The sequence below is a fragment of the Sphingobium sp. TB-6 genome (assembly GCF_012927365.1).
Lineage (GTDB): Bacteria > Pseudomonadota > Alphaproteobacteria > Sphingomonadales > Sphingomonadaceae > Sphingobium.
The window spans coordinates 73234-97611 of the sequence record NZ_JABBGL010000014.1 but is presented as its reverse complement, the minus strand read 5'-3'; the positions used below and the strand labels follow the sequence as shown (position 1 = coordinate 97611).

Below are 24378 nucleotides of genomic sequence, written 5' to 3'. Positions count from 1 at the left end.
TATTCCCGTCTCAGATCATCTTGCGCACCTGACGGCTTTCCAGCAGCATCCACAGGCCAAAGCCGTCCGCCCCCGCATTGTTGGAGATGACGGTCAGGTTCTTCACGCCCGAGGCCCGGGTTTCCGGGTTCGGGCTCTCGGGATTGCCCGAGAGCCCGAACCCGCCCGACATGATCGTCATGCCGTCGAACAACAGGCCTTCCAGTGCGACCCGAGGGCTGTCGTATATCTTGCGCATTTCCTGGCTCCTTCAACCGATATCGCCTTCGGCGACTCTTTACCCTATGTCGCCTCCGGCGACGGGCAGGATCGATCCAGTCACATAGCTGGCCTCGTCCGAGGCAAGGAAGAGGATCGGCGCGACCTGCTCATCCAGCGTGCCGTAGCGCTTCATGAAGGCAGAGGATGTGACCTGCTGGACCGCTTGCGCCATCCACGCCCGTTCCTGTTCATTGTCGCCTTCCGCATTGCGCGGCACGCGGCGGGCCGGAGCATGGGTGCCACCGGGCGCCGTGGCGACGACGCGGATGCCGCTTTCCGCATATTCCATCGCCAGCGCTTGTGTCAGGCCATTGATCCCGCCTTTCGCCGCCGAATAGGGCACGCGCCTTATGCCGCGCGTGGCATTGGACGAGACGTTGACGATCGTACCCGCGCCCTGATCCTGCATTATCGGCAGCACGGCATGGCAGCAGTAAAGCGTCGGCATCAGCGACCGGCGGATCTCCGCGTCGATCTGCGCTGGCTCGAACGCGGCATAGGGCCGCATGCGGATCGCGCCGCCGACATTGTTGATCAGGATGTCGATGCGCCCGAACGACTCTATCGCCGCCGCCACGGCCTGCGCCGCGCCCTCATAGGTTTCAAGGTCGCATTGCACGGACACGGCTTTGCCGCCCGTTGCCATGATCGCCTGCTGGACTTCAGCCACGAAGTCCGCCCGGTCGACGAGGACAAGGCTGGCGCCTTCGGCCGCCGCGCGGGTGGCGACCCCGGCGCCAATGCCCTGCGCCGCGCCGGTCACGACCATGACTTTGCCCGCGAAACGTCCCTGGAAGATCATCGCCCGCGCCTCAGAGATGGTAGATGTCGATGACCTGATGAATATAATCGTCTTTGAGGATGATTGTCTTCTTCAGGATCTTCGGCATCTCGCCGGTTGTGTCGAGCGTCACGAACGCGGTGCCGAAGAACTGCGCCGTCTGCTGGTAACGATGGCTCATCGTGTGCCAATTGTAGCGCAGGTCGATCGCGTCGGCGCGTGTCTCGATCACTTCGACATTGGCGATGAAGTGGGACGTGCGCGCCTCCGGCGTGCTGGCCGATGACCGTTCGGTCTTCAGGCGATAGACGCGGTCTTCCAGACCCTTACGGTTCGCATAATAGATCAGCGATATCTCGCTATGCGGATCGGTGGTCAGCGCATCATCGTCCGTCCAGGCTGGCATCCAATATTCGACCTTTTCGCAATAGCATTGCAGCCATTCGTCCCATAAGCGGTCGTCGAGCAGCCGCGCCTCGCGATAGAGAAAGGCGCAAATGTCATGATAGGAAAGCGCTACGCGCTCCTTGTTGAGAATGAGGGTCATTCCGCTGCCTCCATCATCGGTGCGGCACCGGCATCCCTGGCCATGCCGTCGAGCATGATCCTGGCCCAATATTCATGCTGGCGCACGAACAGGCCTTCATCCTCGCTACGCTCGCTCGACAGCAGCGGGGTCATGCCCATCGCCGTCGCATTGGCGTCCGGCCCGGCGATCCAGCGCGTGGCGCCGCGGCTGAGGTCGTTCCAGAGCGCGCCTGCGCCCTCATAGGCCGACTGGCAACTGCTGAATTCCTCCAGATCATCGGGCGTGCCCATGCCGGTGACGTTGAAGAAATCCTCATATTGGCGGATGCGATGGGCGCGATCTTCGGCGCTCTCGCCCCTGGGGGCATAGCAGTAGATGGTTACTTCAGTGGTGTGGACGTCGATCGGCCGCACCACGCGGATCTGGGTCGAGAACTGGTCCATCAGGAACATATTCGGATAGAGCGCCAGATTGCGGGTCTGTTCGAGGATGAACTGCGCCTTGTCCTCGCCCAGCCGATCTACAAGCTGGTCCTTGCGGCTCCAGACCGGACGGACTTCGGGGTTCAGCACCTGCGTCCAGAGCAGGATATGGCCATGTTCGAAGCCATAGACGCCGCTCGAGGGTGCCTTCGACCAGCCATTGGCGTCGACCGCCTTGGTCCCGCCCTCGGCACGGCGGCCCATGGTCGACTGGTAATTTTCGTGGACGGAACTGACATGATAGCCGTCGCAGCCATTCTCCATCTGCATCTTCCAATTGCCGTGGAAGGTGTAGGTCGAATTGCCGGTCAGCACCTCCAGCCCTTCGGGCGCCTGGTCCACCATCTGGTCGATGATGATCTTCGCCTCGCCCAGATGATCCTCCAGCGGCAGGACATCATGGTTGAGCGAACCGAAGATGAAGCCGCGATAGCTTTCCACGCGCACGCGGGTCAGGTCGTGCGACCCGTCATGATCGAAGCTGTCGGGATAGGCGCCGCTGCTGGCGTCCTTGGCGCGCAGCAGCTTGCCGTCGGTCTTGAAACTCCAGCCGTGGAAGGGGCAGACGAACAGCGGCTGATTGCCCCGCTTGCGGCGGCAGAGCTTGGCGCCGCGATGGGCGCAGGCATTGACCACGCAATTGAGGCCGCCGTCCTTGGCGCGGGTCAGGATCACCGGAGTATGCCCGATCCAGGTCGTCAAATAGTCGTTCTTGCTGGAGACCTGGCTTTCATGAGCGAGATAGACCCAGTTGCTCTCGAAGATATATTTCATCTCCAGATCGAACAGTTCGGGGTCGGTGAAGACATCCCGGCGGCAGCGGAACAGCCCGGTTTCGGGGTCGTCGACCACGGCGGTCGCGACACGCTGCATCAGATGTTCATGCATGATCCTGTCTCCCGTGTTCCTCAAAGGTCAGGCGACCTCGACTGCCGGTTCGGCCAGCGCCTCGGCGCGGGTGCGGGAGGAAAAGCCCTCGTCACCTTCGCTGACGGCGCGCTGAAGCTGGAAGTCGAAGGCGATAGTGGCCGTATCGCCCTGACGGCTGGGCACCGGCAGCAGACCCTCGCGGGTGCCGAAGGCGAAATCGTCAGCAGCGAAGGGATCATCGCCAAAGTTGATCTGCGTCGTCAGCGTGCGATAGCCGGGCGCCTCGATGAAGAAATGGACATGCGCCGGGCGGTTGCCATGGCGGCCAAGCGCCTGCATCAACTGGTCGGTCGCGCCGCCCGGCGGCACCGAATAGCCGCTTGGCTGCTTCGAATGGAAGGCGTAGCGGCCGTCCTTGCCCAGCTTGATGCGGCGGCGGTTGTTGAACGGGGTCTGCTCGCCGGTCGGGTCGAAATGCGAATACCAGCCCTTCGAATTGGCATGCCAGACATGAACGATTGCATCCTGCACCGGCTCGCCGTCGGGGCCAGTGACGGCGCCGCTCATAGAGAGCGTCTGGGTACCCTCGTCAGCGTCGACGCTCAGATTGACGTCGCCCTCCACCAGCGGCGCGCCGGCGACATAGAGCGGTCCCTCGATGGTGCGGGGCGTCCCGCCGCCAAGGCCAGCGTCGGCGTCCTTGGCGTCCATATAAAGGTCCAGGAAATGCTCGATGCCCGTTCCCGGCACGATCAGGCCGATCTCCGCCGAACTGTCCGCCAGATATTTCATCGCCAGCCAGAATTCGCTTTCGGAAATATCATGCTCCACGATCAGTTCCATCACGCTTTGCGTGAGGTCGCGCACGATCGCCTTGAGGCGGGGATTGCCGCCGCTTTCCCCCATGCCGGCGGCGCGGTCGAGCAACTGCTGGATTTCCGGGGTATGTACGAAGCTGATGTCCATTTCATGCTCTCCTATTCGTGGTTCGACGATCAGCGATCGTCGTCGTGGATCGATGAGGGGTGGCGGCACAGCGGCGTCACCTTCATGGTCATGAAGGGGTAGAGCGGCAGGGCCATGAGCGTGTCGTGCAGGGCGGCGTTGCTTTCGACGTCGAAGATCGAGACGTTCGAATAGAGGCCGACCTTGCGCCAGATATGGCGCCAGGTGCCGGCGGCCTGGAGTTTCTGGAAACAGGCCTTTTCTTCGGCCTTGATCCGTGCGGCTTCCTGCGGGTCGAAGCCCAGCGGGATGTTGACGTCCATTTCGACCATGAACAGCATGGGTCTCAGGCTCCTGCACTGACGGGGTGGAGACGCGCCGCTTCACGGTCACGCCGGAAGAAGGCGAGCTTGTCCTCGTCAAAGGCGATGCCAAGGCCCGGCCCGGCCGGGACCGCGAGCGAGAAGTCGCCATAGCCAAGCGGCTCGCTCATTATGTTCTCGGTCTGGAGCAGCGGGCCAAACAGCTCGGTGCCCCATGCCAGTTCCGGCAGGGTCGCGAAGACATGCGCCGATGCGATCGTGCCGACCCCGCCCTCCAGCATCGTGCCGCCATAGAGACCGATACCTGCCGCCGCACCGATGGCGGCAACCTGCGCGGTCGCGAAGAGACCGCCGGACTGCGCGATCTTCAGCGCAAAAACGCTCGCGGCATTGGCCGAGGCGATGCGCAGCGCGCTGCGCGGGCCATGCAGCGCCTCATCGGCCATGAGCGGTACGGCCTGGGCCTTAGACAAGCGCGCCATTGCGCCCACCGCATCGCCCGCAACCGGCTGCTCGACCAAGTCGCAGCCGACATCATGGAGCATCGCCATGCCGATCTTGGCTTGTGCTTCCGACCAGTTCTGATTGACGTCGACGCGCACGCTGGCGCGATCGCCCAGCGCCTTGCAGATGGTGCCCACATGGGCGACGTCATCGCGAACCTCGCGCTTGCCGATCTTCAGCTTGAAGATCCTATGGCGGCGGCGATCCAGCATCTCCTCGCCTTCCGCGATGTCGCGGGCGGTGTCGCCGCTGGCGAGCGTCCAGGCCACGGGCAGGCTGTCGCGAACGCGGCCACCGCCGATCAGTTCGGAAACCGCGATGCCCAGGCGCTTGCCCGCCATGTCGAGCAACGCCGTCTCGATGGCGCATTTGGCAAAATGATTGCCGCGCACGCACCGGGCCACCTTCGCCATCGTCGCGCCGATTTGCGCAAGATCGCACGTCTTCAGCACGGGGATGATATAGGTGTCGATCGCAGACTTGATGCTTTCGGGGCTTTCCTCGCCATAGCTGAGGCCGCCGATCGTCGTTCCTTCGCCCAGGCCTTCCACTCCGTCCGCGTCGGTCAGGCGGACGATCACCATCGACTGGGCGTGCATGGTGGCCATCGCCAGCACATGCGGCCGAATCGTCGGCACATCGACGATGAAGGTATCAGCTTGGCTCAATGCAGCCATTGCGACGACTCTCCCAAATGCATAGGTTTCATGGGATAGATATTCCTCGACAAAGGATCGTTCAAAGATCAATGCGGTCAAGGAACCATACTTTGGAGGTATAGTTCATGATGGATCTGCGCCTTCTGCGCTATTTCGTGGCCGTGGCCGACGAAGGGAATTTCAACCGCGCCGCGGAGCGGCTGCATATCGCGCAGCCGCCGCTGTCGCGCGCGATCCAGCAGTTGGAGGCGCATGTCGGCGCGCCGCTGCTCGACAGGGCGAGCCGGCCGCTACGGCTCACCGATGTAGGCCGGTTGCTGCATGCGCAGGCCTTGCAGTTGCTGGCCCGGATGGAGGATGTCGAGACCATGGTGAAGTCGGCGGCGACCAGCCGACGGCGGCGGCTGGTGATCGGCTTCGTCGCCTCGACCATCTATGCGCGCCTGCCCGAACTGATCCGCGAGTTCCGCAAGGCCGCAGAGAATGTGGAGCTGGTCATGCTCGAAAGCACCACATTGGAGCAGATCGCCGCGTTGAAGGATGGACGCATCGATGTCGGCTTCGGCCGTATCCGCTTCGAGGATCCCGCAGTGCGCCGCATCATCCTGCGCAACGAGAAGCTGGTCGCTGCCTTCCCCGTGGGCCATCCGCTTGCCCATGGCGATGGCCCGATCTCGCTGCGCAACCTCGCGGACGAACCGCAGATCATCTATCCGCGTGCGCCCCGCCCCAGCTATGCCGATCAGGTCATTTCCCTTTTCCGCGACCATGCCATCGAACCGCGCATCGTCCATGAGGCCCGAGAGCTGCAAATCGCCATCGGCCTGGTCGCCGCGGAAGAAGGCATGGCGATCGTGCCGGAATCGGTCCATCGGGCGCGCAGCCACGATGTCGCCTTCCGCGATTTGGTGGAACCTGCCACCTCGCCTATCATCATGAGCCATCGACCAGGCGATCGCTCGCCCGAACTCGCGCTCATGGCTGCGGTCATCGCCCGTAAATATGCCGAATGGGGATATGAGGTGCCTGCCGCGCTCAGCGAAGAACTTTGAAAATCCGCCTCCAATGCGCTCTTCATACCTTCAACCTATCCGAGCGGGACTCAATTGGTATTTGGTAGGCGGCTACGCCTCATCCACCTTTCCGATAAATCACGGAGATAAATCGGGAGAGGAATCGATATGGATAATATCGATATAAGTCGTCATATGAATAAATTTGGCTCGAAAACCTGCATATAAATATCATAATGACTTAGGTAATTCTTGTTATCGTCGATAGATACAATGTTTTCATTGACGATTCCGGTTTTCCTCAGCTCACTGAACAATGGTAACTTACGAAATACCGGGATTTGTATCGATGCTCGTCACCGCAGTTTCATGGTGAGCCACCGTCGGCGGCGCGCAGGGGAAAGCCGCGCCTTCGCGGCATGATTATCGCCAATCTCGCACCGTTGCTGTTGGGTCTGTGCGGCACGTCCGATCGATTGATGCGGCGGCGGCGCTGAGCGTCCCCTACTCCGGGCGCTAGAGCATCGTGCGGAAAAGTGGGAACCGATTTTCCGCTTAAAAGGATGCGACAACAAGGAATTAGAGCGCGCGCCCTGCGTCTGATTTAGCGCAGCGCGCTCTAGCCACCAAATCGGCGCGAATGGTGGCGGTCTGACGTCCATCCGAGAAACGATATTTTGGAAGAGTTTCCATGTTTGACGTCATGGCGTACGCGTTGACCGCCGCCCTCGTTTCGGCCGCGCCGGTGAATACGGGATGTTGGGAGCCAGTCTAGCCAGGCGTTCTTACGGAAGCGCTCTTAGCACAAATAATCGTCGGAGGGCGCGCTGTTGTCGCGCCCTCCGACCATATCTTACATCTTGTAGGATAGGCGCAGATAGCCGAACTGCCCCGGCACATCATAGGTGGTCGGATCGAAATTGGCACTGTCGCAAGTGAAGCAGGCAGGCGGATCCTTGTCGAAGACATTGTTGACGCCAAGCGTCAGCCTCGCGCGATGGTCCATCCAGCCTGGCGAGAAATAGAGTTGGATGTCGCCATAGAAGGTGCTGCCCATGCTGTGCACACCGTCCCGCTCATCCACCTTGCTGATATAGCGTCCGGTGAAGGAGGCGCCATAGCCGTCCGTCGACCAGTCGAGCGTCGCATTCAGTTTGAAACGGGGATAGGCCTGATCCGTGCTGCCGCGTTCCGTGCCGGCGAATTTCTGCACCGGGGCGTTGAGGTCCGACGGCGGCAGAACATCATATTTTATCAGATAGGCGGCATTGACGGTGAGCCCGATCGTGCCGTCGGAAATGGCCGGCGAGCGATAGATGAGCGACGCGTCCAGCCCGTCCGTCCGGATCGCGTTCAGGTTGAGCAACCGCCCGCTGATCCCGGCGACATTGCCGTTGGCGGTGCGGGTGATCGCGGCGCAGCTCACCGGATCGGCGTCGAAGGCGCAGCGGTGCAGCGTCAGCGAGGCGGGAACGGAGTCGATCGCATTCTTCAGCCGGATCTTGTAATAGTTGACTTCCAGGCTGAGCGTGCTGGCAAAGCCGCTGTTCCGTGCCCAGGCCGGGCTGTAAACGCCGCCCGCCGTCCAGGTCTTGGCCGTTTCCGGCTTCAGGGCGGTCGATCCTTGCGAGAAGACACCCAACTGTCCGCCATTGGGTTCGGCATAGCTGCCGCTTGCCGGCACGCCATTGGCGATGCAGTTGGCGCGGACGGTCGCGTTGGTCTGGAAGGAGCCACCCGGCGCGCTGGTGCACGGATCGTCGATCGTGGCGTCGGTCCGCGACAGGCCCGCATAAAGCTCACCGATGCTCGGCGCGCGCAAGCTCTCTGCATAGCCACCGCGCAGCAGCAGGTCACGCGTGGGTTTCCACAGGCCCGATACAGTCATCGTCGTGTTGCCGCCGAAGCTGGAATAGTTGGAATGGCGCACCGCGCCGTTCAGGTCCAGTTTCTGGAAGAATGGCGTATCCGCCAATATCGGTATCCGTATTTCGCCATAGACTTCGTCGACGTTGAAACCGCCCCGCGCCGGGCTGGTCGGCACGTCCGCGCCCAGTCCCGCGACGATGATCGGATCGGGACTATAGGATGCCTTCTGGTCCCGATGTTCATAGCCGATGGCGAAACCGACCGCGCCCGCCGGCAGGTCGAACAATTCACCCGACAGGTTCGCCGTGAAGTCCCACAGCCGCTGGTCGCTCTTGTCCCGCTCGTCGAAGGTCACATAATCCAACATGGCCTGGGTGATCGACCCGGCGCCGCCGAATATGTTGAAGGGCACGCAGGGTGCGGTGCAGGCCGATACGGGGCCGAGTGCCTGCCGCAGCCTGGCGGCGTTGAGATTGCCGGTAAAGACCTGATGCGCGTCGTTGATGCCGTAGACGCCGTTGACGTCCCAATACCATTTATGTTCGCCGACATCGAAGGAACCATCCAGCGTCGCGGCCATGGTCAGCGTATCGACATCCTGTGTGAAGGTGCGCTGCCCGCCTTCCACGAACCGCCGCCGGATGGTGGAATAATTGGGCTGAGACCCGTCGGCGCCCGACGACAGCGTGACGCCGAAGGGGTTGTAGGGGTTGGTGACATCGACCGAAATGGTGTCGAGCAGATTGCCGTTACCCGCATCCGGCCCGATGAACAGCGGCAGGAACGCGGCCTGGGTCGTGGAACCGCGATGTTGATAGACGAACCGCGTGCGCAGGTTGACGCTGTCGTTCAGTTCTCCCTTGAAGTTCACGAAGGCGCCATAGCGTTCGGAGGGAGTCAGAAGGTAATTATAGGGCGCGAAATTGAAGGAGTCCGTGCTGGAACTGTAGTTGCGATAATCCGCCAGTGTCGGATTGCGGCCGATCACTGGTGCATTCAGCGTCAGGCTTTGCCCCAAAACATCGTAACGGCCATTGGGCGTGGCGCTGGAACAGCCGCCGGCCGCGCAGCTCGTGGCGCCCGGCGTCGGCCATTGCGAGATGGAGCGGTCGGCGGTTCGGACCCCGTCCTGCTTCACATAATTGGCGCCGAAAACCAGCGAGGTGCGATCGGTCTGGATACCGTAGCTGGCGTTGATATCCCAGGTGTGGCCATCACCCTGACGAAAGGTACCGAATTGTGCCGAGAAATCCAGCCCCTTTTGGGACTGTTTGGTGATGATGTTGACGACCCCGGCAATGGCATCAGTACCATAAAGCGGCGATGCGCCGGACTGAAGCACTTCCACCCGTTCGATCATGTTGGCCGGAATGGTGTTGAGGTCTACCGAAGCGGGAATACCGCCGGCCGCGGAACCATTGACATAACGCATGCCGTCGACCAGGATCAGCGTCCGCTTGGCGCCCAAATAGCGCAGATCGACTTCCGCCGAACCGGAACTGACGCCGGTGCCGTCAGGCGGGCCGCCGATATTGCCGGCATTGTTGACCTTGGTATTCAAACCGCCGGCCGCGCTGGGAATACGCTGAAGAACATCGGCGATCGAGGACAGACCCGTCCGCCCGATCGCTTCCTGATCGACGGTCACGACCGGCTTGTCCTGGTTCAACGGATTCTGGCGGATGCGGGAACCGGTAACGATGATGGAAACGCCCTCATCCCCCTGGGGAGCGGCCTGGGCCAGAACTGGCGTCGTCCAGATCAGGACCGACATGACTACGCCGTATTTAAGACTATTCTTGTTGCGCATAATAACACCCCACAAAACAGACCCGGTGGAGTGTTGTCCGTCTACATCACCCTGGCAATCGTCCTTGGCTTATAATGTATAAATTCAGACCCTTTTTTTCTCTTATGTTGCTCATCCGCAACAAATTACTCCTTATATCCGCTTTTTGGGATGTGGATCGTGAATTTGATATTCTGCCATCCGACATGCCGCCGTTCGCCGATTTCATGGAGGGTGGACATGATCGTTCGAAGGCGGCGAGCGATTTGGATAAATCTCTATGGCAACCGGCGGAACGATATGTCGCAACACTGATTGCTGCCCTTGATTCCAGCCGCTAAGGATCGAAACGATCCTTTGTCATCAAAGGATCATCGAACGCCCTTATCCAGCCGGGACGTCCGACAAGGATGACTGGTGCCGCGATGACTCGCGCTTTTCTCCATTGTTGGATATGTCCCCGCCATGTCTGATTTACCTTCTTTAGCGCAAGCGCTCGCGGAAGCCGGCGGCCGGCTGGATGCGCGGGGTCTCGCGCCGGCGACGGCGGGCAATTATTCCGCCCGGCTTGCGGACGGGGCCATCCTCATCACCCGGTCGGGCGCGCATAAGGGACGCCTGACGCAAGCGCAGTTCATGCGGGTCGCGCCGGACGGCGCGGCGATCGATCCGGGCAAATCCTCCGCCGAAACCTTGCTGCACTGCCTCGTTTATGCGGTCGATCCGGGCGCGGGGGCGGTGCTCCACACCCATTCCGTCGCCGGGACGGTTCTCAGCCGGGCGCTGGAAGGCCGGGACGGCATGGAGCTGGCCGATTATGAACTGCTCAAGATTTTTCCGGGCGTTACGACCCACCGGACCAGCGTGACCCTTCCGCTGGTGGACAATAGTCAGGACATGCCCGCACTGGCTGCCCAGCTCCGGCCGATATTGGAGAGGCAGGAACCGCCGATCCCTGCTTTCTATATTCGCGGCCATGGTCTTTATGCCTGGGGTCCGACGCTGGAGGCGGCGGAGGCGATGGTCGAGGGGTGCGAATTTCTGCTCGCCTGCGCCTGGGAAGAACTGAAGCTGAACGGAGTGGCCCGATGACCGCGCTGACCCAATATGACGACAAGCCGCCTCATGAAGCGCGAGGTTCATGGCATGATCATGCGGCGATCGCCGCTCTGCTGGAGCCTGCGGGCATAGGGTTGGAGCGCTGGGAAGCGGACGTGGCGCTGGCGCCCGACGCCACGGACGACGACATCATGCAGACCTATGCCGGGGACATCGAGCGGCTGAAGGCACGGGGCGGCTATCGGTCGTGCGACGTCGTCAGGCTGACCCCCGATCACCCGGAACGAGAGGCCATGCGCGCCAAATTCCTGGCCGAACATGTCCATGACGATGATGAGGTCCGCTTCTTCGTCGAAGGCACGGGCCTGTTCTACATCCGCTCGGGAGGCGTGGTTCATGCGCTGCTATGCACGGCCGGCGACCTGATCGTCCTGCCCGCGGGCACGCCGCATTGGTTTGACATGGGTGAGCGGCCGCATTTCACCGCCATCCGTCTGTTCACGACGCCCGACGGCTGGGTCGCCCGCTTCACCGGCGACGAGATCGCGCGCGCCATTCCGCTCTATCAGGGGGTGGCATGAAGCTTGGGAGCCGCCCTGGCGCGATCGTTACGGACATAGAGGGCACGACATCCAGCATCGCCTTCGTCCATGATGTGCTCTTCCCTTATTCCCGCGCCCGGTTGGCGGCCTTCGTTGCGGACCATCCGGAAGAGGTCGCGCCGATCCTCCATGCCGTGCGGGCTGAAGCAGGGGCGGGACTGGACCCGCAGGCCTGCGTCGATCTTCTGCTGCAATGGCATGATGCCGACCGCAAAATCGGTCCGCTCAAGCAATTGCAGGGTCTGATCTGGGCGGACGGCTATGCGCAGGGGCATTTCACCGGCCATGTCCATGCCGACGCGGCAGAAGCGCTGCGCCGATGGCATGATGCGGGCATTGCGCTCTACGTCTATTCTTCCGGTTCCGTGGCGGCGCAAAAGCTGCTGTTCGGGCATAGCGATCATGGCGATCTCACCCCCCTGTTCGCGGGCTATTTCGACACTGCGATCGGCGGCAAGCGGAAAACGCAATCCTATCGCGCCATCGCAGCGGCGCTGGACTGGCCGCCAGCCGAAATATTGTTCCTCTCCGACACGCCGGAGGAACTGGCCGCAGCGCGGGAGGCGGGGTTGGCCGTGACCCTGCTGGCGCGGGATGCGGCGCCGCCGGACGACGCCTTTCCCGCCGTTTCCAGCTTCGACGCCATAAATTGGGGGGAGGATCGCTGATGAGCTATGCCGCTTTGGATGAACGCAGCGTCGGCCCGTTCCTTGCCACGGTTCCCGCCGTCGCCGCGCGCCTTGGCGGAACGCCGGACGGCTGGACGGTGCGGGAGGTCGGGGACGGCAACCTCAATCTCGTCTTTCTGGTCACAGGGCCGGAAGGCGGCGTCGCCGCCAAGCAGGCGCTGCCCTATGTCCGCATGGTCGGTGAAAGCTGGCCGCTCCCCCTGTCGCGGGCTTATTATGAGCGGCTCGCTCTGGCCGATCAGGCCGCCCATGCGCCCGCCCGCGTGCCCGCCTTGATCCATCATGACGACGCCATGGCTCTGACGGTGATGGCCTTGCTCAGCCCGCATCGCACCCTGCGCGGTGCGCTCATCGAAGGGGAACGCTATCCGCTGCTCGCGGGCCATCTGGCGGAATTTCTGGCCGATACGCTGTTCTTCACCTCCGACCTTGCGGTGCCGGTGGCGGACAAGAAGGCGCGCATCGCCGCCTATCTCGGCAACACCGCCATGTGCCGGATCACCGAGGATCTGATCTTCGACGAGCCTTATTATGACGCGCCGATGAACCGCCATACGCCGGGCCTGGAGGATGTGGTCGACGCCTTCCGGGCGGATGTGCCGCTTCGCCTCGCCGCGCAGCGTATGAAGGCCCGCTTCCTCGCCGCCCCGGAGGCGCTGCTGCATGGCGATCTCCACACCGGATCGGTGATGGTGACGGCCAGCGATACGCAGGTGATCGACCCCGAATTCGCCTTTTATGGCCCGATCGGCTTCGACGTGGGCATGATCCTCGCCAACCTCTGGATGGCCCATCTGGCACAGCCCGGCCAGCGTCCGGCGGACCGCCCGGACCCCTGGCTGCTGGATCAGGCGGAGGCATTGTGGGCGGGATTCGCCTTGCGTTTCGCCGGGCATTGGCGCGCCCTTGACCTGCAAGCGGAGCATGGCGCGCTTCACGCTCTGGCCAAGGCCGATGCCGATTTGCGAGAGGCGGCGATCAGGGATCGGCTCGACAGCATCTGGACCGATGCTCTGGGTTTTGCCGGTTGCGAGATGATCCGCCGGATTCTGGGCCTCGCCCATGTGGCCGATTTCGAGAGCATCGCGGATGAAGGCTTGCGCGCCGGTTGCGAACGCCGGGCGCTGCGCATTGCGCGCTCGCTGCTGGTGGACCGCCCGTCCTTTCCCGGCATTACCGCCGTGTCGCAGGCAATCGGTCAGGAGCTGGCGCTGGCATGAAGCTGGACGGTCAGGCCACGCGTTCCATCTGGCTGGAGCCGGATGGGTGGAGCGTCGGCATTTTCGATCAGCGGCGCCTGCCCTGGGCGCTGGAGCGGCTGGTGCTGCGAACGCCCGGCGATGCCTATGACGCCATCGCGGATATGGCCACCCGAGGAGCGCCGCTGATCGGCACCGTCGCGGCCTATGGGCTGGCGTTGGCGTTGCGTGAGGACTCCAGCGTCGCGTCGCTCGAACACAATTTCGCGCATCTCGCCTCAGCCCGTCCAACGGCGGTCAACCTGCGTTGGGCGCTGGAAAGAGTGCGCGGGGTTGTCGCGGAGCAGCCGCCCGGGGAACGGGCCGCGCTTGCCTATGCCGAAGCCGCCCGCCTGTGCGACGAGGATGTCGCCGCCAACCGGGCGATCGGGGAAGCCGGCCTGCCCCTCATCCGGGAGATCGCGGCGCGCAAGGGCGGAGAGCCGGTCAACATCCTGACCCACTGCAACGCCGGATGGCTTGCGACGGTCGACTGGGGCACCGCGACCGCGCCCATCTATCTTGCCCATGACGAGGGCATCGCCGTCCATATCTGGGTCGATGAGACCAGGCCGCGCAATCAGGGGGCGTTGACCGCCTTCGAACTGGCGGGCCATGGCGTCCCGCACAGCCTGATCGTCGACAATGCGGGTGGCCTGCTGATGCAGCAGGGCAGGGTGGACATGGTCATCGTCGGCACCGACCGGGTGACGGCGAATGGCGATGTCTGCAACAAGATCGGCACTTATTTGAAGGCGTTGGCGGCGCAGGCGCATGACGTGCCCTTTTATGTCGCGCTGCCGCTGAGCACCTACGATCCGGCAACCCCGGATGGGGCAAGCGTGCCGATCGAGGAGCGTGCCGCCGATGAAATACGGTTCATGACGGGTCCCGACGATCATGGCGTCGCGGTGCGAATCGGCGTCACCGCTTCGCCCGCCGTGAATCCGGCTTTCGACATTACGCCTGCCGCTTTGGTCACGGCCTATATCACTCAAACCGGCCTTGTCACCGACGCGAAACGGCTGGGATAAGCATGTTCAATAGCTCCCGTTGGTGACGATGATGCTGGCGCTGACCGTCGCGGACGGCATGGGCACCAGGGCCGCATAGCGCATCATCGGGCTGCCGCTCATATTGTAGCTCACCCGCACCCGGAAGGTGCCGGTCGCATCGGCTCCCGCCGTGACGACCGGCCCGCCGCCCGCCGCCAGCAGCGTGCCATAGCCGTTGATCACCGCCTGCGCCCGGCTCTGCGCCAGCGACGTGCGCTCAGTGGTGGAGAGGCCCGCCACGGCGGCGCGGGCGCCCTCGACGGCGGCATGGCGCACGCCCATCAACGCGGCGAAGTAAAAGGAATAGAGTATGATCGCGAAGACCAGCATCAACAGCGCGGGCGCCAGCAGCGCGAATTCCAGCGCCGCCAGCCCCCGCTCGCATGCGAGCAGGCGGCGCACCCGGTTCCGCATCAGCTCGACGGGATGCTGTTGAACATCGTGGTGAAGGCGGCGCCGAGCTGTGTCCTGAAATTGGTCCCCACCGCGACGATCGCTGCCACCACCACCGCTCCCAGCACGGCATATTCCACGGCGGTCAGCCCTTTTTCATCCCGCGCCAATTTCGCGATCAGCGATCCCAGAAACTTGTTCATCCCATATCTCCTTATTCCCTCCATGATGACCGGCGGCGAGCGGGGGAGGGGCCCGCCCGCCGCCAGATCTCACACCAGCACCGGCACCCCGCAGCGCGCCCCGGTCGCCCAGAGCGTCGCATGGCCGAGCTGAACGCCCAGCGCGCCGAGCAGATTGGTGACCAGCGGATCGATGGTGGTTCCGACCAGCGCCGCCAGCGGATTGACGACGCCGCTCAATAGTTGCGACCGGGCGAGCGCCTTGGTCGCAGCGCAGACGATCGGAAGGCAGGCGCCCAGCAACTGCACCTCCAATCCGTCCGGCGCGCCCAGGCTGCTGGCCAGCGATGTCAGCAACGGCCCGACCTGCGATCCATTGCCGATGCTGGCGGACGTGCCCGGCGATCCCGGACGGCCGATCGTGCCCTGCCCGCCGGGGCCGAAGACCAGCGCGCCGCTATTGCCCATGACCGGCTGCGCCACGGCGCGGCCGTCCACGGTGACAACGCCCAGCGCGTTGACGATCCGGGCCGGCTGCACGTCGGCGGCGGACAGGGCGGGCATGGGCCGCGTCATCGCGCCGGCGGGCAGGGTGCCGATATAGGCGTTGACGAGGCCGGTGCTGGCCTGGACCGTGACGCGCATATCCCGCGCCTGTTCGGCCGTGTCGGGGCAGTCGATGGCGCTCACCTGCCCCTGCGCCGCCGCAATGTCGATCGTCACCGGCAGATTGACCGACACCAGCGGGACGCCCAGCAAGGTGACATTCTTGATGCCGACATCCAGTTGCAGCCGCAATGCGGATGTCGCGGCGCTGGTTTCCCCCGCCGGGCCGAAGGAAAAGCGCGGCCGGTCCATCGGCCCGCTCGCCATGCCGGCCAGCAGGACGCTGCTGCCCGGCGCGATCGTGCCGACCGCATCGGACAGGTCGACCGTGCCGCTTCCCGCCTGCACCGCGAAGGAAAAGAGCTGATAAGCGTTGATCCCGGCGCGCAAGGCGGGTTTCTCATTCGCGCCGCCCACCGGCATGTTCTTCCACACGCCAAGGCCGAACAGCCCTTTTAGCGGCACGGTATAGCCGTTGCCGACCTGCCCCGCGAGCAGGGTCAGCGTGGCGGCGGTCGCGGCGTTGTCGGCGGCGCTGGCGGCGGCATGGAGCAGATCCTGCAACCCCACCGTCCGGGCGGTGAGCGCGGCATAGGTTCCGCTTTCCCCCACCCGCTGCGCCAGCGCATCGAAGAACAGGCCCGCATCGATATTGCTGGCCATCAGCGTCTCGACATCGGCGGTGGAGAGGTGCAGCTTGATGCCCAGCAGCGCGCCCAGCAGATCGTTGACGCTGTTCACCAGCGCATTGGTGACGGTCAGGATGCCGGAGGTGATGCCGACCCCTGCCTCATCGATGCGCGCGGCGGTGGCGCTGGCGGCGAGGTCGGGCAGCGGATTGGCCGGCCCCAGCACCCGCATCAGGAACTGCCGCGCCGGCTTTCCAGTGCGGAGGCGCACGGCATTGACCCGCCCGTTGCCCGGACACAGCGCCATGCTGGCATCGAAACGTTGTGCGGCGCCGAGTCCCGCATCGGCGCAATAGCGGCCTGTCTCCACCGAGCGGAGAATGGCCGGATCATAGCCGTTGCGGGTCAGGCTGTCCCGTGCCCGCGCCGTCGCCTGCGCGGGGTTCATCGCGGCGGCCAGCGCTGCGGCATCGGTCGCGGCGCGCAGATTGCGCTCGCTCACATAATAAAGCCCCGCATCCAGTGCAAAGCCCGCCGCGCCTATCAGCACCGCGCCCAAAGCCGCGATCATCGGCGCCACGGCGGCCGACTGGTCGCGCCAGAGGCACAATTTCCTTACCCTACGCGCCTTGTGTTTGATAAATCCCGACCTCATCACCGTGCCTCCGGCGCCCGCTCGACCTGCCGCCCGATGGACTCCAGATAAAGCTGCCGGATACGCGCAGCCTCTTCCGCCGAAAGCTCCGCCTCCTCGCGGGCGGGCGCCTTCAACTGCGCTTCAATCACCCGTCGCGCCGCGCTCTCGACCGGCGGGGGCGGGGAAGAGGAGGCCAGCATCAGCAACAGCACCATCATCGATCAGCCTCCCTTCCCGATCCGAACGGCCTCTGCCGTCAGCTTCTGCCGCAGCCCGCCATCCCCGATCCGCCGCAGCCCTGCCTCGGCCTCCGCGCCCCGCCCACCGACCATCAACGCCAGCAGCAGATTGTTGCGAATGACCGCCATTTGCGGCGCCAGGTCGCTCGCGCCGCGCAACGCCTCTATCGCGGCCCCAGCCTGCCCGGCGCGCAGCAGCGCATAGCCCAGCGCATTGCGCAGCAGCGGATCGGCCGGGCTGGCGCGGCCCGCCTGCTCGTAAAAAGCCGCCGCCTCTGTCCAGCGTCCCCGCGCCGCCAGCAAATGCCCGCGCACCGCGCTGACCCCGCCGTCCGCCGTTTCGACCGGCAAGGCCACCGCCTCCGCCGCATCGATTTGGCCCAGATCGATCAGGCTGTTGACTCGCAGCAGCCGCGCTTCGGCATCGCCCGGATAGCGCCGCTCGAAATCGTCGAGATAGGCCAGCGCCGCCCGGGGCCGCCCGTCGCTGCGCGCCTGATGGATGAGTTGCAGATAAAGGCCGCGCGTATCCGGCGCCTCCTCCGCTTGCACAGGCGCAGCCGTCATCAGCAACGCCGCCAGCATGAACCGCCTCATTGCGAAATCCCCCGCAAGGTATCGAAGATCGCCACCACCGGCGGCCCGCCCAGCACCACGAACAGAGCGGGCATGAAGAAGAGGATCATCAGCACCACCATCCGCACGGTAATGCCGCCCATCGCCTCGCGCGCCCGCATGACGCGCCGTTGGGTGAACTCGCGCACGAATTCGCGCAGGGCAGGGGCCAGCTCGACCCCCTGGAACAGCGCCTGCCGGAACAGCGCCGCCAGCTCCTTCGCCCCGTTCACCGCCACCCGCGCCGCCCAGCGGTCCAGCGCCAGTTCATAGCGCATCCCCCGGTCGAGATCGGCCACCAGCATCGCGATCAGCCGCGCATGATGCGGCACGGCGATGCTTTCATCCCGCGCAATGGAACGGAAGCACTGGTCGAGCGAAATCCCGCTCTCCAGCATCATTAGCATCAGGTCGAGCAGGAAGGGGAACTCCGCCATGATCGCCTGCGCCCGCCGCGCCGCGAGCAGATGGATCGCCTGTTTGGCCCCGACATAGGTCAGGCCGGCGGCGATCACGATCAACAGCGGCTGCGCGAAGAAACCGCCCCACATCATCCTGGAAACGACCATCACCGCCGCCGCCGCGCCGCCGGTCGCAGCCATGCGGGTCCACACGAACCAGTCGGCCGCCCGCGCATGCTGGAAGCCCGCCAGCATCAGCTTGGCCGCGATTTCCGACTTGTCCCGCCCGCGAGCCGCAAAGGCACCAGGCAGCCGAAAGGCGGTCCGCTCCCCGGCCATCCCCAGCCGCGCCTCCAGCCGCTGGTCGGCCAGCAGCATCCGCATCCCGGCAAAAGCGCAGGCCGCCCCCAGGGCCGCACAGAAAAGAAACAGCGCCCCCATCAGAAGGCGAGCCTCATCACCCGCCGCATCACCAGCATCCCCATCCCTTGCAGCACCACCGCCACGATCGCGAGCCTGTGGCCCCGCGGATCATTGACGAAAAAGTCGATATAGCTGGGGTTCATGGCCACCAGCAGCGCCATCGCCACCAGCGGCATGACGATCAGCACCCGCCCGCTGATCTTCGCTTCGGAAATGGCGGCCTTCAGCTCCCTTTTTATGCGGATCCGTTCGCGCAGGATGTTGGCCAGGTTCAGCAGCACCGCCGAAATCGACCCGCCATAGCGCATATTGGTGCGGATCGCGGCGGCAAGCATCGATATTTCAGGAACGCGCAGCCGTTCCGCCAGCATCTGCATCGCGTCGGCCACCGGCGCGCCCAGTTCCAGCCGCCGCGCAACCGGGGCGATATAGGCCTGCACGATGGCGGGCGCATCGGCCAGCGCCCGCTCCAGCGCCTGCGCCAGCGAATTGCCGACCGCCTGCATCTGCCGCACGGCGTCGATATAATAAGGCAGCGCTTCGATCAGCGCCTCGACCCGCCGCTGCGCCCGCCGTCGCACCCAGGCCAGCAGCCCCAGCGGCACCCCGACGATCACCGCCACAGCCGCCACCGGCCCCGCCGCCAGCAAGGCGACCAAAGCCGCCAGCACCAGCACGCCGCCGAAAATTCCCAAGGCCCGCGCCGTGACGTCGATCTGCGCCTGCGCCAGCAAGGGCGCGACGACATCCGGCGCCGACAGCACCACCCGCCGCTGCGCCACCGCCGCCGCCGAAGCGAACCCCAACCGCCGGTCGATCACCGCTCGTTGCCGCGCCTGCTCCGCCAGCAATTGCCAGCCGATCCCCGCCACGATCAGCAGCGAGAGGATAAGAAAAGCCGCGCCGCTCAACATGACCGCCCGCTCCGATAATCCCGCAGCCGCTCCGCAAAATAGGGCCGCAGCGACAGGGTGCGAAACTCCCCCAACCCCGACAAAGCAGGCTGTTCCTGAAAGACGAACAGTTCATTCAGGGAATAGGCATCGCCCTCCAGCCCGGTGACTTCGCTGACCGACATCACCCGCCGGCTGCCATTGGAAAGCCGCTGCAACTGCACCACCACATGCACGCTGTTGGCGATGAAGCGCCGGATCGCGCGAATGTCGCTCTGCACCCCGGCAAAGCCCAACAACATCTCCAGCCGGGCGAAGGCGTCCCTCGGACTATTGCCGTGCAAGGTCGCCATCGACCCGTCATGCCCGGTCGACATGGCCTGCAACATCTCGACCGCCTCGACCCCGCGCACCTCGCCCAAAATGATCCGGTCCGGCCGCATCCGCAGCGCATTGCGCACCAGTTCGCGGCTGCTCACCTCCCGGCTGCCGTCGACGGTCGGCGGCCGCGTCTCCAGCCGCACCACATGGCTCTGCCGCAACTGGAGTTCAGCCGCATCCTCGATGGTGATCAGCCGCTCCCGATCCCCGATGAAGGTCGACAGCATGTTGAGCAAAGTCGTCTTGCCCGCCCCGGTCCCGCCGCAGATCAGGATATTGAGCCGCGATCGCACCGCCGCGCTCAGATAAGCGGCCATGTCCGTGCTCATCACCTGGTTCGAGACGCAATCCTCGATCGTCATGCTCTGCAAGCGGAACTTGCGGATCGAGAGTGTTGGCCCGTCCAGCGCCACCGGCGGGATCACGATATTCACCCGCGACCCATCGGGCAGGCGGGCGTCGACATAGGGACTGGCCTCATCCACCCGCCGCCCGATCGGCCCGACGATCCGCTGGATGATGTTCATGAGGTGCGCATCGTCGCGAAAGCGCGTCTCGACCTTTTCCAGCAATCCGCCGCGCTCGGCATAGATATGCCCCGGCCCGTTGACGATGATGTCGTCCACCGATGCATCGCGCAGCAGCGGCGCGAGCGGCCCCATGCCCGCCACCTCATCTTCGACATCCTCGATCAGCAGCAACCGTTCCGCGCTGTTGAGCGCCAGTTGTCCGCGCCGGCTGCGGCTGGCGATGACCTGCTCGATCTCCTCGCGCAGCGCCCGCGACCCCAAAGTCTCCGCCGTCTCGGCACGCGCCTCCAGTTGCTCGATCAGTTGGGTGCAGGTCTGCGCCTTGGCGAGCTGATAATTGTCGCTCATCCGCTGGGCGGCGGGTTGGGCGACGGGTGCGATCCGCACCTCCTGTGCAGGCAAGAAGCCCCTTTCCCCGGTCAGCAAACTCACGACGCCCGCTCGTTTGTTTGTTTGCCGCGATTTAGCTTCGCTGGCCTTGCGGCTCCAAGCCGCCAGATGCCCGCATCCGGCTCGAAATCGCTCACGACTTTGAGCATCGCCCGCCTCAACCGATCGATCCCCCCAGCCTTGGGCGCCACCCCGCAAGCCCGCCGGATCGCCGCCATATAGGCTCCGCCATCCGCCTCCATCGCCAGCGGTCGCCCGGCGTTCAACGCATTGCGCATTCGCGCCCGGTCGGTCGGCAGGGCCAGCACCGATCCGACTCCCAGAGCATCCGCCATCCGCCGCCCATCCAGCAGCACGCCCGGCAGATGATCCCACAGCAGCAACCGCATCGCCTCGACCCGCTCGCGCTCCGCCCCGATCCGGTCGAGCAGGCGGCGACACGCTTCGATTTCCCGGATCGACTGGCCGCAGAGCAGCTCCACTTGGGTAGCCTCCGCCACCACTTCGCGCAGCAGCCCGCCATGGCGCAGGCTCCCCGCATTCAGCACCACATCGCTGCAACAGCCCCGCAGCAGCCGGATCAGCGCCGCCAGATCGCCGGGCGCCAGCCCAGCCGGCTCCGCCCCGGTCCCCCCGTCGAAGGTCAGCAGCATGAGCCCGCTCGGGCCATGCCGCGCCACCGTGCTGGCGAGCAGACTGGCGTCCAGCCGCTCCATGTCGCTTATGGCCGAAGCCAGCCCATAATCGACGTTCAAATCGAGATAAGTCGCCGCCGCGCTGGTCGGCAAAGTGCAATCGATCAGCAAGGTCGATGCGCGCCCAGCCGCAATCGCCATATCGGTCGCCACCATCGCGCAGGCGTCCCGATCCGCGCCGAGAACGAGCGTCAACCGCCCCCGGCTCGCCCGATCCGCCGCCGCATCATTCAGCAACCGCGCCAGGACGGCGGCAATCTCCGCTCCCTCGCCGTCACGTGGAATGACATCAGCCACCCCCGCCCGAATGGCGCGCAGCAAAGGCTCCGCCTCCATCTCCTCGGTCGCCAGCACGACAGGCCGCCCGCCCGCGCTCTCCACCACGGTCCCAATCGCAGCAGACAAGGCCCGCTCCGGCGGAATCGCCGCCCGGTCGATCACGATGAGGCACGGCCCCGCCAAAGCCTCGCGCTCGATCGACTGCACCAGCTCGACGGAAGCCCGCCCGGCCATCGCCTCGTCGATCCGCTGCGCCAGCATCCGGTCGACGGAAAGCAGGAAGATCGCCGCCATAATTTACCGCCTCACCACGCCAAAGGGCGCGCTCGATTGGTCCAGCCCGTCCGTGCCCAGGATCATGTCGCCAATACCGGGATCGATCCCCGAAGTGGCCGCGCCGGGCAAGGATGGCACTTCCTCCGGCTTCACCGGCCCCACCAGCCGGGGCGTCGCGACGATGACCAGCTCCTGCTTTTCCTTCTGGTTCTGCTGCCGCTTGAAGAAAGCGCCGAGCACCGGAATATCGCCCAGAAAAGGGGTTCGCTCCTTCGTCACCGTCTGGCTGGAATAGCTCAGCCCCGCGATCACGAAGCTCTGCCCGCTGCCCAGCTCCACCGTCGTTTCCGCCGACCGCCGCCGCAGTCCCGGCACGACATAGCCCTGCAACTGTACGCCATTATTATAGTCGAGTTCGCTGACCTCCGGCGCGATCTTCAGGACGATATGGTCCTTCGACAGCACGAAGGGCGTGACGGACAACCGCACGCCGAACTCCTTATATTGGATGGAAAGCGTGTTCCCCGATCCGGAAACCTGCGGCACCGGCACCGGAAACTCCCCGCCCGCCAGGAAACTCGCCTGCTCGCCGGAGCGTACCAGCAAGGTCGGCTGCGCCAGAAGCTGCGACAGGCCGTTGGAGGAGAGCGCGCTCAACACCGCGCCGATGCCGCGATTGGGGGCGGAGAGGAACAGGTTGAAGGCGTTCTGGATGGGTGCGCTGGCCTCCAGGGAAAGGCCGTCGGGGTTGAACGAGGCGCTCGCCAGACTGCTGGGCGAAACGATCGCCCCCTGAATATCGCCACTCAATTTGGAAAAGTTGAACCCCAGCGCCTTGAGCGTCGTCGCGGAGACGGCCGCGAACTGCACATCGACCGCCACGACCTGCTCGCCGGCCCGGACGACAGGTGCGCTTGCCGCTGCGTCGACTTCCACCCTGATCGGCTCCCGCGCGATCAGCCCGCCGTCACCGCCGTAGACGCTGATGGTCGCATCGCCCTCGCCAATCGCCGTCAGCCGCAGCGACCGGGCCGAGGGAGCGGCGATGGACAGCACGCCCTCCCGATCGACCTCGATCCGTCCGATGGCGTGGGGGTAGGAAAGGGTATGCTGCTCCTTCACATGCAGCGTCGTTTGCGCGGCTGCGCCTATCGGCCAGCCCAGCGCGATCAGGCTGGCGGTCAGCGCGGAAATCCCTGTCTTCCTCAACGGCCGACACTCCCGGAATAGATGGTTTCGCGGCGGTCGCCCACGACAAGCTCGATGGCATGCGGCATGGAACGGGGCGCCGCGCGAGGTGCAGGCGCCGTCACGATGCGCGGAGTGGCGGGCGCCATACCCGGCTCAGGCCCGGCAGAGGCGGCCACCGCCACAGCAACCTGCGCGCTATCGGCCGGATTGCGCAGCGACAGCGTCAAGGCGCCGGTGCTTTTCGCAAGGGAAAGGGTCGACACCTGCTCCGGCGTCAGCGCCAACGTCACCGTCCGCGCAGGCGGGGGAGGGGAGGACAGCGCCCCATCCACTCCCGAAGGCTGCTGCGTGCCGACGACGACCTCGCCCACCGCCAGCACCTGCACCATCTGGAGCAAAGCCTGTGCCCGGCTGCGCCCGGAACCCCGCGCCCCGCTGATCGCGTCGGCGCCGGGATAGACCACCTGCACGTCCACCCGATCGCCTGGCCGGACCAGCCCGGCCACGGCGATCTCCGCCGTCGTGTCGATGCTGACAGCGCGCATCCCCATGGGCACGCGAATGGCGAGCTTGCTCTCCATCCCGACCGCGTCGCGGGCGACGAGCGCACGCATGGGAATGTCCCGCGTCGCAACCTTGCCTACCACTTCGGCGGAGGTCGCCGCATAAGGAAAGCGCGCAGGATCACCCGCCGCATTGCGGATCATCGCGGCCGTGATCGTCTCGCCCGTCCGGATCGCCCGCGCCGCCTGCACCAGCACCGCGGCAGGCGCGGCGATCTTCGCGGGTGCGGCGCTGCCCTGCACCGTCGCGGCAGAGGCCTTTCGCAATTCCCGGACGCCCAACGCCAGAAAAGCCGAAGCGGCGGTCAGCCCTACGGCGATCGTCAGCTTGGCCTTCAAACCCAAACGCATTGCTTTCCCCCATGAGCGTATTGCGTGAACGCAAAA

The 24378-nt window shown here is 64.8% G+C and carries 25 protein-coding genes and 1 pseudogene; 7 read left to right on the top strand and 19 right to left on the bottom strand.

Features of this window, described 5'->3' with window-relative positions; genetic code table 11:
- Positions 1-13: 13 nt before the first annotated feature.
- The 7 genes and pseudogenes from HHL26_RS17700 to HHL26_RS17670 form a co-directional block, all read right to left on the bottom strand.
- Positions 14-238, bottom strand: a pseudogene (locus HHL26_RS17700) (CoA-transferase); the annotation flags it as partial.
- A gap of 39 nt (positions 239-277) precedes the next feature.
- Positions 278-1063 carry a benzoate diol dehydrogenase BenD gene (gene benD / locus HHL26_RS17695; protein ID WP_169576324.1) on the bottom strand — a complete coding sequence of 262 codons (786 nt, stop codon included), beginning with the start codon at positions 1061-1063 and terminating at the stop codon, positions 278-280.
- Positions 1064-1073: 10 nt separating this feature from the next.
- Complete coding sequence (gene benB, locus HHL26_RS17690; RefSeq protein ID WP_169576322.1) at positions 1074-1589, bottom strand: benzoate 1,2-dioxygenase small subunit; 516 nt, start codon at positions 1587-1589, stop codon at positions 1074-1076.
- Complete coding sequence (locus HHL26_RS17685; protein ID WP_169576321.1) at positions 1586-2941, bottom strand: Rieske 2Fe-2S domain-containing protein; 1356 nt, start codon at positions 2939-2941, stop codon at positions 1586-1588. The genes benB and HHL26_RS17685 overlap by 4 nt, the downstream gene beginning before the upstream one ends.
- A 27-nt stretch (positions 2942-2968) precedes the next feature.
- Complete coding sequence (locus HHL26_RS17680; RefSeq protein ID WP_169576316.1) at positions 2969-3889, bottom strand: dioxygenase; 921 nt, start codon at positions 3887-3889, stop codon at positions 2969-2971.
- Between the two features lie 29 nt (positions 3890-3918).
- The gene (gene catC / locus HHL26_RS17675; protein WP_169576314.1) at positions 3919-4209 is read right to left on the bottom strand and encodes a muconolactone Delta-isomerase; all 291 of its coding nucleotides are present in this window, start codon (positions 4207-4209) and stop codon (positions 3919-3921) included.
- Between the two features lie 5 nt (positions 4210-4214).
- The gene (locus HHL26_RS17670) at positions 4215-5372 is read right to left on the bottom strand and encodes a muconate/chloromuconate family cycloisomerase (protein WP_169576313.1); all 1158 of its coding nucleotides are present in this window, start codon (positions 5370-5372) and stop codon (positions 4215-4217) included.
- A 110-nt stretch (positions 5373-5482) separates the two neighbouring features.
- Between HHL26_RS17670 and HHL26_RS17665 the strand changes: the two genes are divergently transcribed.
- Positions 5483-6406 (top strand): LysR family transcriptional regulator, encoded by a 924-nt coding sequence (locus HHL26_RS17665; protein ID WP_087576103.1) that lies wholly within the window; start codon positions 5483-5485, stop codon positions 6404-6406.
- A gap of 814 nt (positions 6407-7220) precedes the next feature.
- On the opposite strand, the gene HHL26_RS17660 is transcribed toward HHL26_RS17665, so the two are convergent.
- Positions 7221-10046, bottom strand: a complete 2826-nt coding sequence (locus tag HHL26_RS17660; RefSeq protein ID WP_169576311.1) for a TonB-dependent receptor — start codon at positions 10044-10046, stop codon at positions 7221-7223.
- 74 nt (positions 10047-10120) lie between these two features.
- On the opposite strand from HHL26_RS17660, the gene HHL26_RS17655 reads away from it, so the two are divergent.
- From HHL26_RS17655 to mtnA, 6 genes are all read left to right on the top strand, one after another.
- On the top strand, positions 10121-10366 hold the full coding sequence (locus HHL26_RS17655; protein ID WP_169576309.1) for a hypothetical protein: 246 nt from the start codon (positions 10121-10123) through the stop codon (positions 10364-10366).
- A 124-nt stretch (positions 10367-10490) separates the two neighbouring features.
- Positions 10491-11117 carry a methylthioribulose 1-phosphate dehydratase gene (locus HHL26_RS17650; protein ID WP_169576308.1) on the top strand — a complete coding sequence of 209 codons (627 nt, stop codon included), beginning with the start codon at positions 10491-10493 and terminating at the stop codon, positions 11115-11117.
- Positions 11114-11665: a cupin domain-containing protein gene (locus tag HHL26_RS17645; RefSeq protein ID WP_169576307.1), complete on the top strand. Its 552-nt coding sequence runs from the start codon at positions 11114-11116 to the stop codon at positions 11663-11665. Before HHL26_RS17650 ends, HHL26_RS17645 begins: the two co-directional genes overlap by 4 nt.
- Positions 11662-12354, top strand: coding sequence for an acireductone synthase (mtnC, locus tag HHL26_RS17640; protein WP_169576305.1), 693 nt, complete (start codon positions 11662-11664; stop codon positions 12352-12354). The genes HHL26_RS17645 and mtnC overlap by 4 nt, the downstream gene beginning before the upstream one ends.
- Positions 12354-13595, top strand: coding sequence for an S-methyl-5-thioribose kinase (gene mtnK / locus HHL26_RS17635; RefSeq protein ID WP_169576304.1), 1242 nt, complete (start codon positions 12354-12356; stop codon positions 13593-13595). The genes mtnC and mtnK overlap by 1 nt, the downstream gene beginning before the upstream one ends.
- Positions 13592-14647, top strand: coding sequence for an S-methyl-5-thioribose-1-phosphate isomerase (gene mtnA / locus HHL26_RS17630; RefSeq protein WP_169576302.1), 1056 nt, complete (start codon positions 13592-13594; stop codon positions 14645-14647). Before mtnK ends, mtnA begins: the two co-directional genes overlap by 4 nt.
- Positions 14648-14653: 6 nt before the next feature.
- Here mtnA and HHL26_RS17625 read toward each other — a convergent pair whose 3' ends face one another.
- The 11 genes from HHL26_RS17625 to cpaB all read right to left on the bottom strand — a co-directional run bounded on the left by HHL26_RS17625 (position 14654) and on the right by cpaB (position 24342).
- The gene (locus HHL26_RS17625) at positions 14654-15082 is read right to left on the bottom strand and encodes a TadE/TadG family type IV pilus assembly protein (protein ID WP_169576301.1); all 429 of its coding nucleotides are present in this window, start codon (positions 15080-15082) and stop codon (positions 14654-14656) included.
- Positions 15082-15264: a Flp family type IVb pilin gene (locus HHL26_RS17620; RefSeq protein WP_066562160.1), complete on the bottom strand. Its 183-nt coding sequence runs from the start codon at positions 15262-15264 to the stop codon at positions 15082-15084. Before HHL26_RS17620 ends, HHL26_RS17625 begins: the two co-directional genes overlap by 1 nt.
- Positions 15265-15333: 69 nt before the next feature.
- Positions 15334-17133 (bottom strand): pilus assembly protein TadG-related protein, encoded by a 1800-nt coding sequence (locus tag HHL26_RS17615; RefSeq protein ID WP_169576299.1) that lies wholly within the window; start codon positions 17131-17133, stop codon positions 15334-15336.
- Positions 17133-17333, bottom strand: coding sequence for a hypothetical protein (locus HHL26_RS17610; protein ID WP_169576298.1), 201 nt, complete (start codon positions 17331-17333; stop codon positions 17133-17135). The genes HHL26_RS17615 and HHL26_RS17610 overlap by 1 nt, the downstream gene beginning before the upstream one ends.
- A 3-nt stretch (positions 17334-17336) precedes the next feature.
- Entirely contained in the window at positions 17337-17951 is a 615-nt protein-coding gene (locus tag HHL26_RS17605; protein ID WP_240962494.1) for a tetratricopeptide repeat protein, read from the bottom strand.
- Positions 17948-18811 carry a type II secretion system F family protein gene (locus HHL26_RS17600; protein ID WP_087574366.1) on the bottom strand — a complete coding sequence of 288 codons (864 nt, stop codon included), beginning with the start codon at positions 18809-18811 and terminating at the stop codon, positions 17948-17950. Before HHL26_RS17600 ends, HHL26_RS17605 begins: the two co-directional genes overlap by 4 nt.
- Positions 18811-19707 carry a type II secretion system F family protein gene (locus HHL26_RS17595; RefSeq protein WP_169576296.1) on the bottom strand — a complete coding sequence of 299 codons (897 nt, stop codon included), beginning with the start codon at positions 19705-19707 and terminating at the stop codon, positions 18811-18813. Before HHL26_RS17595 ends, HHL26_RS17600 begins: the two co-directional genes overlap by 1 nt.
- On the bottom strand, positions 19701-21029 hold the full coding sequence (locus HHL26_RS17590) for a CpaF family protein (protein WP_169576295.1): 1329 nt from the start codon (positions 21027-21029) through the stop codon (positions 19701-19703). Before HHL26_RS17590 ends, HHL26_RS17595 begins: the two co-directional genes overlap by 7 nt.
- The gene (locus tag HHL26_RS17585; RefSeq protein ID WP_169576293.1) at positions 21026-22255 is read right to left on the bottom strand and encodes a histidine kinase; all 1230 of its coding nucleotides are present in this window, start codon (positions 22253-22255) and stop codon (positions 21026-21028) included. The genes HHL26_RS17590 and HHL26_RS17585 overlap by 4 nt, the downstream gene beginning before the upstream one ends.
- 3 nt (positions 22256-22258) lie before the next feature.
- Positions 22259-23446: a pilus assembly protein N-terminal domain-containing protein gene (locus tag HHL26_RS17580; protein ID WP_240962493.1), complete on the bottom strand. Its 1188-nt coding sequence runs from the start codon at positions 23444-23446 to the stop codon at positions 22259-22261.
- Entirely contained in the window at positions 23443-24342 is a 900-nt protein-coding gene (cpaB, locus tag HHL26_RS17575; RefSeq protein ID WP_169576291.1) for a Flp pilus assembly protein CpaB, read from the bottom strand. Before cpaB ends, HHL26_RS17580 begins: the two co-directional genes overlap by 4 nt.
- Positions 24343-24378 lie beyond the last annotated feature (36 nt).

Coding starts and splice junctions, on each gene's coding strand:
- catC (WP_169576314.1), bottom strand. CDS start 4,209: ATGCTGTTCATGGTCGAAATGGACGTCAACATCCCGCTGGGCTTCGAC.
- HHL26_RS17665 (WP_087576103.1), top strand. CDS start 5,483: ATGGATCTGCGCCTTCTGCGCTATTTCGTGGCCGTGGCCGACGAAGGG.
- HHL26_RS17625 (WP_169576301.1), bottom strand. CDS start 15,082: ATGCGGAACCGGGTGCGCCGCCTGCTCGCATGCGAGCGGGGGCTGGCG.
- HHL26_RS17670 (WP_169576313.1), bottom strand. CDS start 5,372: ATGGCTGCATTGAGCCAAGCTGATACCTTCATCGTCGATGTGCCGACG.
- benB (WP_169576322.1), bottom strand. CDS start 1,589: ATGACCCTCATTCTCAACAAGGAGCGCGTAGCGCTTTCCTATCATGAC.
- HHL26_RS17650 (WP_169576308.1), top strand. CDS start 10,491: ATGTCTGATTTACCTTCTTTAGCGCAAGCGCTCGCGGAAGCCGGCGGC.
- HHL26_RS17610 (WP_169576298.1), bottom strand. CDS start 17,333: ATGATGGTGCTGTTGCTGATGCTGGCCTCCTCTTCCCCGCCCCCGCCG.
- HHL26_RS17660 (WP_169576311.1), bottom strand. CDS start 10,046: ATGCGCAACAAGAATAGTCTTAAATACGGCGTAGTCATGTCGGTCCTG.
- benD (WP_169576324.1), bottom strand. CDS start 1,063: ATGATCTTCCAGGGACGTTTCGCGGGCAAAGTCATGGTCGTGACCGGC.
- HHL26_RS17595 (WP_169576296.1), bottom strand. CDS start 19,707: ATGTTGAGCGGCGCGGCTTTTCTTATCCTCTCGCTGCTGATCGTGGCG.
- cpaB (WP_169576291.1), bottom strand. CDS start 24,342: ATGCGTTTGGGTTTGAAGGCCAAGCTGACGATCGCCGTAGGGCTGACC.
- HHL26_RS17685 (WP_169576321.1), bottom strand. CDS start 2,941: ATGCATGAACATCTGATGCAGCGTGTCGCGACCGCCGTGGTCGACGAC.
- HHL26_RS17680 (WP_169576316.1), bottom strand. CDS start 3,889: ATGGACATCAGCTTCGTACATACCCCGGAAATCCAGCAGTTGCTCGAC.
- HHL26_RS17600 (WP_087574366.1), bottom strand. CDS start 18,811: ATGGGGGCGCTGTTTCTTTTCTGTGCGGCCCTGGGGGCGGCCTGCGCT.
- mtnA (WP_169576302.1), top strand. CDS start 13,592: ATGAAGCTGGACGGTCAGGCCACGCGTTCCATCTGGCTGGAGCCGGAT.
- HHL26_RS17620 (WP_066562160.1), bottom strand. CDS start 15,264: ATGAACAAGTTTCTGGGATCGCTGATCGCGAAATTGGCGCGGGATGAA.
- HHL26_RS17615 (WP_169576299.1), bottom strand. CDS start 17,133: ATGAGGTCGGGATTTATCAAACACAAGGCGCGTAGGGTAAGGAAATTG.
- mtnC (WP_169576305.1), top strand. CDS start 11,662: ATGAAGCTTGGGAGCCGCCCTGGCGCGATCGTTACGGACATAGAGGGC.
- HHL26_RS17645 (WP_169576307.1), top strand. CDS start 11,114: ATGACCGCGCTGACCCAATATGACGACAAGCCGCCTCATGAAGCGCGA.
- mtnK (WP_169576304.1), top strand. CDS start 12,354: ATGAGCTATGCCGCTTTGGATGAACGCAGCGTCGGCCCGTTCCTTGCC.
- HHL26_RS17655 (WP_169576309.1), top strand. CDS start 10,121: ATGTATAAATTCAGACCCTTTTTTTCTCTTATGTTGCTCATCCGCAAC.
- HHL26_RS17605 (WP_240962494.1), bottom strand. CDS start 17,951: ATGAGGCGGTTCATGCTGGCGGCGTTGCTGATGACGGCTGCGCCTGTG.
- HHL26_RS17585 (WP_169576293.1), bottom strand. CDS start 22,255: ATGGCGGCGATCTTCCTGCTTTCCGTCGACCGGATGCTGGCGCAGCGG.